The organism is Pseudovibrio denitrificans JCM 12308 (genome assembly GCF_001310815.1).
Lineage (GTDB): Bacteria > Pseudomonadota > Alphaproteobacteria > Rhizobiales > Stappiaceae > Pseudovibrio > Pseudovibrio denitrificans.
Genome location: NZ_BAZK01000012.1, coordinates 172041 through 179567, shown reverse-complemented (window position 1 = coordinate 179567; position 7527 = coordinate 172041). Strand labels below are relative to the sequence as shown.

Sequence of the window (7527 nt, the reverse complement as noted above, 5' to 3'; positions counted from 1 at the left end):
TTCCTCTCGGCTGGCCTTCCGGCACAACTTCGCAACCGCTGAAACTTACGAGGAAATCAGCGTTTCGCCGTTGGAAGTGAGGCTGAAGCACGTTACCTACAAAGGCGAAGTACAAGAGTACGTACTCAATCCGTTTCACATGAAACTCCACATCGAGCGAGACGATGATGTTGGCGTGACACGCATTTTAGTTCGCTCCGACCAGCTGTTCCTTATCGTTGGCTCATTCCTGAATCCAGATGACAGAACCAGTTTCGCCGCCGCATTCTCACAGGCTCTCCATTCTGCACGACACCGGGGCTTCGATAACGCTTAAAGCAAAGGTATGCTCGCGTTTCGGGTGGTTCTTCCGCTAAGGATCATCTAGATTTCACGCAATCAGAATGAAATCTTTTGCGTATTGCCGAAAAGCGGACACCGGTTTTCGGATGAGGTGCGCGAAGAAAAGCTTAAGAGCCGAGACCTAAGATGTTTAAAGCAGCAAATCTCGCAGATGGTGCGTTTGTAGAAGACAGTTCTGCTCTTGAAGACTACCGCGTCGTTCAAAAAACCTTCAGGGGATCTCGGAAAACTGGAGAGAGCAGCCATCTCTGGAAGAACTCGCGCATAGTGTTGGTCTGCAACCAATCCAGCTTCAGCGTGTGTTCTCAAGATGGGCCGGCATCACTCCAAAACAGTTTCTGCAGGCAATCACCATCGATCACGCCCGCGGTCTCCTGCAAGATTCAGCAAGCATTCTCGAAGCCTCTCTTGAAGTTGGTCTTTCTGGTCCAGCACGCCTCCACGATCTATTCGTGACCCATGAAGCCATGACACCCGGCGATTATAAACGCCGTGGAGCCGGGGTGAAGATCAATTGGGGCTTCCACCCCTGCCCGTTTGGCCTCGTACTCCTGATGGTCACTGAGCGTGGTCTGGCAGGCCTTGCTTTCGCGGATGCTGGTGAAGAGGCAAAAGCTCTCTCTGATATGTGTGAGCGTTGGCCTGCAGCTGAGTTTGAGGAAAACCAGCAGCTCACCGCACCTTATGTCTCACGCATCTTTGAGCCAAATAAATGGAAGGAAGATCAACCACTTCGCGTTGTCTTCATCGGAACGGACTTTGAAATCCGCGTCTGGCAGACACTCCTGAAAATCCCAATGGGCAAAGCCACCACCTATTCAGAAATCGCCAGCAACCTCGGCAACCCTAAGGCCTCACGTGCGGTGGGGACCGCCGTAGGCAAGAACCCGCTGTCCTTCGTGGTCCCGTGTCACCGCGTGCTCGGTGCGAAGGGGAATATGTGCGGTTACCACTGGGGCATCACCCGCAAGCGTGCCATTCTTGGCTGGGAAGCCGGTGTCTCTGGTGTGCTTGATGGGCTCGCTGCAACGGGTTGATCGATTCACATCCGATTCAAACGGCACAAACAAAAAAGGCGAGCACTTGGCTCGCCTTTTCTCATGAAATCATAAGAGCTTATAGGTCAAAGCCGAGGAGTTTACCGACGGTGAAGACGTCTTTATCACCGCGACCACAAAGGTTCATAACGATGATCTGGTCTTTGTCCATCTGCGGCGCCATCTTGATAACCTGAGCCAGCGCATGGCTTGGTTCCAGAGCCGGAATGATGCCTTCAACACGGGTCAGCATCTGGAATGCATCCAGAGCTTCTGTGTCAGTCGCAGGCACGTAGTTCACGCGGCCCGTATCCTTCAGCCAGGAATGCTCAGGGCCAATACCAGGATAGTCCAGACCAGCAGAAACAGAGTGCCCTTCAAGGATCTGACCGTCATCATCCTGCAGCAGGTAAGTACGATTGCCATGCAGAACGCCCGGCTTACCCGCATTCAAAGAGGCGCAGTGCTCCTCACCTTCCAGACCTTTACCGCCAGCTTCAACGCCGTAAATCTCAACGGAAGGGTCATCAAGGAATGGATGGAACAGGCCAATCGCGTTGGAACCACCACCAACAGCCGCGACAAGCGCATCAGGAAGTCTGCCTTCCACTTCCATAAGCTGCTTTTTGGTCTCTTCACCAATCACTGACTGGAAGTCACGAACCATTTCTGGATAAGGATGCGGACCAGCAGCTGTACCGATCAGGTAATACGTGTCTTCCACGTTGGTCACCCAATCACGCAGCGCTTCGTTCATCGCATCTTTCAGTGTACCTGCACCCGCTGTAACGGGAACAATTTCAGCACCTAGAAGCTTCATGCGGAATACATTTGGCTTCTGACGCTCAACGTCAGTTGCGCCCATGTAAACCACGCAAGGCAGACCGAAACGTGCACAAACCGTAGCTGTTGCCACACCATGCTGACCGGCACCGGTCTCAGCAATAATGCGGGTTTTGCCCATGCGTTTCGCCAGCAGGATCTGGCCAATACAGTTGTTGATCTTGTGAGAACCCGTGTGGTTCAGCTCATCGCGCTTAAAGTAGATCTTCGCGCCGCCCAGCTCTTCAGTCAGGCGTTCAGCAAAATACAGCGCAGATGGGCGACCAGTATAATGGGTGTTCAGGTTCTTCAGCTCTGCCGCATATGCCGGATCAGCCTTAGCGTCGTTGTAAGCCTTTTCCAGATCCAGGATCAAAGGCATGAGCGTTTCAGCGACGAAACGACCTCCAAAATCACCAAAGTGACCGCGATCATCCGGACCGGAACGCAATGTGTTGGCTTGCTGGTTCATTAACTCTTCCCAAATTCACTCGGCAACGCTGCGCACTTCACGCACAAAAGCCTCAATCAACTCGATGTCTTTAACGCCCTTCTCGCGTTCTACGCCGGAAGACACATCGACATCACTCACACCGGAGATAGCCAGGGCTTCACGGACGTTTTCAGGGCTTAGGCCACCAGAAAGCATGATAGGCTTTCCAAGTTCTAGGCCTTGTAGCAGTTTCCAATCAAAGCTGACACCATTTCCTCCCGGAATTTCGGAATTTTTTGGTGGCTTTGCATCAAGCAGAAATCTGTCTACCTGCGGAATATAGGGCTTAAGTGCCTCAACGTCTTCTGCGGTGGAGATGCCGAAGGCTTTCATTACCGGAACACCAAAGGTTTCACGCACTTCAGCGCAGCGCTCAGGGCTCTCACTGCCATGCAGTTGCAGAATATCTGGCGCTATGTTGTCGACGATTTCCTTCAGTCCCGCATCATCCATATTCACGGTAAGCGCAACAATCTTTGTTTTGCCACGCACATGGTCTGCCAGCTCTTTCGCCTGCGCGATGGAAACGTAACGCGGACTTTTCGGAAAAAAGACAAATCCGATCATATCGACTTGTTCTTTCGTAACCGCGTCCGCAGTTTCCTTTGTAGAGATGCCGCAGATTTTTATCGTAGCGGAAGAGACCATATTTGCACCGTGTTCAAGCAATACCAGAATGACCGTTAGACCAAAATAATCAGGGTTTGTCACCCTGTTCTGGTCATTATATGGAACCTGAAACGGACAGGACCAATGAGAAAATCTGGAGTTTATCGCGGTAGTCTAATGACTCTTGGTATATGTGGCGCGCTCGTTGCCTTTGCAAGCAGCCCCTCCGCGCAAACAGTTTATCAGCACCAACCACAAGTGCCCATCGGGTTTAATCAGGGATGTGCAGGTACCTATGCAGTTAAGCCACTGAAATCAGGCGTGCTTAACCTTCGTACCGGTCCCGGAACCAATTACAACATCGTTGGCCGTCTCATTTCCAACCAGGCAATCAACATCGTCGACTGCAAAGGCAACTGGCTCGGCATCCGCGACCCACAAACCTCCGAACAAATCGGCTGGGTCTACAAAGCTACATGCGCCGCGTTTAAGTGATTGAGTGAACAGTAGAATGCAATTCATTGAACTGTTCACTCTTTAAGAATCCTGAATTATAGCGCTACCTGTTTCTCAAAATGGATGACTGGCAAGCGTGTTCCTGAAGATTTTATGTGGTTGAGGCAGTACTCAACCGGGTCCATTTTCGTTGCTGCAGAACTGGTGCTGTTCACTAAATACCAGTCCCCCTCTTCCACTTGACGGAAAGCTACATAATGACCGCCGATATTAATCACGAACCGGTCTTCACCAGAGTTGACGACATGACTGAGTAACTCACGGGCAATATCTTCTTCCGCAGGTGTTTTTGTATGTTCAATGTATGTAATTTGCGGGTCTGGCAGGCCAAGTTTTTGCTGTTGTGCCTTCAATAACTCTAGCCCCACATCTGCGATGCTGCCTTTGTTGCTGATATCTTGAAGAGGATCAGTCTTGTAGAGTTTCTTATATTCTTCTGTCGCAACCTCGCGAGCGAGCTTTTTAGGGTCCTTCTGATGCTCTTGTCGCAGAGTTTTTACTTTGCGTTTAAGAACGCCTGATGCGTACCGCAAAAACTCTTCATCGGTCTTGCTTTCATAAGCTTTCAGGTGATTGACGAGGCTTGCATCCAGCAAATCATTTTTGTCCGTTGCTTGGAAACCGAGGCAGGCATTGATGGCGTGTTTCAAGCAAAACTGCCCTTCCTGCACCTCACAGAAAAACTGCGGATTTTCACCACTCGGCTTTTTGCGTGCATCTACATTATTGCGGATGCCCGGTGCACGATTGGAATATTTGACCTGAATCTGGCGGTTTTCATCCGCAAGCATTTGCAGCTCTGCCTTTGCTCGGCCCAGAGCTTTGAGGATCTCATCCATCTGGCTAGTCTGGCCCGTTTGTGCCATTTTTTTCAATTGTGCAATCGACAACCTGACAAAGTTTGCTTGCTCATCGAAGATCTTCAACTTAGTTGGGTCTTTCACGTATTTGCGCATTGCTGAAAGCTTGGAGGCGAGCTTCTCTGCATCCTTAAAGGAAATAGCGGGGGCAGCATCAAGTCGGGCCTGCTTAGCTGCTTCTTGCTCCTGTTTGCGTTTCGCAAGTGCTTCTGCGTTTTGAACTCGCGCACGATTGAGAATGGTATTTAACTGATCTCTGTGTTCTTCAAGAGATGCCATTACAATTGATAGCCCATCCAACTGGTCTGCATTGATGCATCTTTTTGCTTCTGGCATTGCGAACTCAAACAGAACTTTAATAGTTTGAAACTCCGCCAGCAGTTCTGGGTCTTTAATCAATAATTCTTGCCGCAAGAACACGCTCTTGCTAGCGTCCAACGACTCATATTGCTTCAGATAGTCTTCACGCGTTTTGCTGACTTGGGCAATCTCGGGAGGTTGGCTTTGCTCATTTGGCTGTGCTCCCTGTTTCGCAAAATCCTCAATGTTTGCGACTACACTTTCGAGCTCAGATAGCCTGTTTTCAGCATCTTTAAGACGATTTTCTTGTATCAAATGCTCTGCTTGGCTACTGAGCTGCTCCCACACCATTTGGTAAGTCAGAAATGTATTTTGAAGAGATTGATCAGGAAGCTGAGGGTTTCCTGCCATGGCTTTGTTGTAGCGCCCGATCAATTTTTGCAGTTGGACCTGGCAAGTATTCAACGAAGCTTCCAGAACGGGATCAGGTTCTGGTTGTCCGCCTTGTTCTTCTTCGGGCTGAATAGCAGATGAGAGGGCATTCTGAACGCTGTCTTCCAAACTTTGGACGACATTCTCAAAGTCTTGCAATCTTGATTTCGCATCTGCCGCATTGCCGCTGGCAATCAGTGCATCAATCTGGCTCTCAAACTCCTCGGAAATAACTTTGAATGTCAGGAATTCATCGTGCTGAAATTCCTGCTGAAATTGAGGATTTTGTGCGACAGCACTGGCTTGACGTACTGCGAGTTGGTCCAATAGCCTTTTACAATCTGCCAAGGCAGCTTTCTGTTCATCGTCACCAGCCTGAAAAGTGTCTAGCTCAATTTCAGAGACCTTGGATTCTTGCTGATGATCAGTAGAAGCTTCCTCTTGGTTTTCAGGTGTCGAGTGTGCAGTTCCCAAGAAAGCAATCATTGATTTAATTGCGTCCTCACAGGTAGCAAGTTTGCCCCGTGCTTCTTGCAGTTTTCTATCCGCAACGTATTGCAGCCCTTCGGTAATATAGGTCTGAGCTGCGCTGCTATATTGGGCAAAGCTGCTTGCAAGAGCTGGGTCTTTTATTTCAGCTCCTGCCTTCAAAACTTCATTGAGGTTTGCTTGAGCCTCATCCAAAGATCCCATGCAGCCAGCAAGGGCTTTGTTTAACGCATTCTGGGCTGCATTTTTTGTGGCTGAGTCAGGACTTGACCGTTTTCCTTGAGTTGGATTAGCTGCTTGTTTTTCTGCCGCTTCTTTTGCGTTGACCACGCAGTCTATCAGCGTTTCGGTTAAGTTCTTGAGTGTAGCTAAGTTGGCTGCAATGGTCTCTTCAGAAGAACGTCCATGCCCTTCAATCAGATCCTCTGTCTCTGCAAGTAGGTTGATTGCAACTTGATAGTTCTTTTCAAAATCCCGTTTGAGGCTTTGTCGGGAACTTCGTTTACCTGCTGATAGCAAGACTGGATTTCAATCCGTGTCGTTTTCAGTTCCCTGCTAAGGCTCGGATCAACAGGAACAAATTTGACGTAACTTTCTGTTTTCTCAACCATATTATCGAGATTTTTCAATTCAGCCTGGCAGGCATCAAGTTCATGTCGTTTGAGTAAGCCTTCAATCTGCTTAACTTGCCCCTTTGCTTGCTTTGAAGAATCCGCGAATGCTTTTTGCTCTTGAGGGGATTTAATGGTCTTGCGAAGTCCATCGGCCTCTGAAAGACGGGTATTAGCTTCTTTAATCGCCGTTTTGATACTCTCAGTTTCGCGGACAGTCTGCTTCTGCATTTCAAGCACTTGCTGCACGCCTTGTAACTGTGCTTCTGCATCAAACAGCCGCTGGTCAGCACCTGCCGCATCGCCGTTTTTTACCAGGCTGGTGATGTATGTCATTGTCGACGCAGCTTGCTTGAAAAGTTGATCAAACAGGGTCTTCTGATCTTTTGAAACGAGTATTTTCCGTTCAGCCTTGTAGCCTTTCAACTTTGCAGAAAATTCCGTTGCTCGTTGTTGTAGAGCTTGAAGAGGATCAACATGCGGAGTTGAGCTTTCAGCGTTTTGCTGACCATCAGCACCGTTTTTCTGCTGCTCTGTAGCCCTACTCTTTCCTACCAAAATTCCAACACCATCAACGAGTGCTGCGATGTCATCGAGAGTGCTGTCCGCATCAAGAAAATTGCCAGCCTGCAAAAGATCATCTGCGTTTTTCATGCGGCTTTGAGTTTGATCACAAAGACTATCAAACGTCTGAACTTGAGCATCTGACTCTAGGGTGTGTTTTAGTGCTTTATAGCTTGCAAGTTCTGCTTTGTATTGAGCAGAGCGATTTTTGCAGTGAGCCTCAATCGAAGCAGGTGTAGGGTCGCCGTCATACTCATCAAATGGCCATGAGTTGTGTTTGTAAAACTTCTGTGCCCATTGGTATTCAGCAACTTCGAGCGTACCCTTAGCCATAGATCGACTCCCAACTTCAGCCTTTTCCTGAGGCTATTCTTGTTGGGCCAACAATATCTATAAATATGGAGCCAGCTCGCATGCATTTGGGGGCACGGTGAAGAGAGATTTGAAGTCTT

6 protein-coding genes and 1 pseudogene are annotated in these 7527 nt (G+C 49.0%); 3 read left to right on the top strand and 4 right to left on the bottom strand.

All coding sequences use genetic code 11. The annotated features are described in order from the left end of the window. On the top strand, positions 1 to 316 hold a 316-nt coding region (locus JCM12308_RS17400), incomplete at its 5' end, for a DUF2244 domain-containing protein (protein WP_054784574.1). A 152-nt stretch (positions 317 to 468) separates the two neighbouring features. Then, positions 469 to 1379 (top strand): annotated as a pseudogene (locus tag JCM12308_RS17395) (methylated-DNA--[protein]-cysteine S-methyltransferase). 79 nt (positions 1380 to 1458) lie between these two features. On the opposite strand, the gene trpB reads toward JCM12308_RS17395, so the two are convergent. Together trpB and JCM12308_RS17385 are read right to left on the bottom strand one after the other, a co-directional pair. Next, complete coding sequence (gene trpB / locus JCM12308_RS17390; RefSeq protein ID WP_008550723.1) at positions 1459 to 2673, bottom strand: tryptophan synthase subunit beta; 1215 nt, start codon at positions 2671 to 2673, stop codon at positions 1459 to 1461. Between the two features lie 15 nt (positions 2674 to 2688). Then, complete coding sequence (locus JCM12308_RS17385; protein WP_208608891.1) at positions 2689 to 3342, bottom strand: phosphoribosylanthranilate isomerase; 654 nt, start codon at positions 3340 to 3342, stop codon at positions 2689 to 2691. A 138-nt stretch (positions 3343 to 3480) separates the two neighbouring features. Between JCM12308_RS17385 and JCM12308_RS17380 the strand changes: the two genes are divergently transcribed. Beyond that, a complete protein-coding gene (locus JCM12308_RS17380; RefSeq protein WP_208978676.1) occupies positions 3481 to 3798 on the top strand; it encodes an SH3 domain-containing protein in 318 nt (105 codons plus the stop codon). Positions 3799 to 3854: 56 nt separating this feature from the next. Here JCM12308_RS17380 and JCM12308_RS17375 read toward each other — a convergent pair whose 3' ends face one another. Continuing rightward, positions 3855 to 6419, bottom strand: coding sequence for a hypothetical protein (locus tag JCM12308_RS17375; protein ID WP_208978675.1), 2565 nt, complete (start codon positions 6417 to 6419; stop codon positions 3855 to 3857). After that, a complete protein-coding gene (locus tag JCM12308_RS30235) occupies positions 6317 to 7408 on the bottom strand; it encodes a hypothetical protein (RefSeq protein WP_208978674.1) in 1092 nt (363 codons plus the stop codon). The genes JCM12308_RS17375 and JCM12308_RS30235 overlap by 103 nt, the downstream gene beginning before the upstream one ends. Positions 7409 to 7527 lie beyond the last annotated feature (119 nt).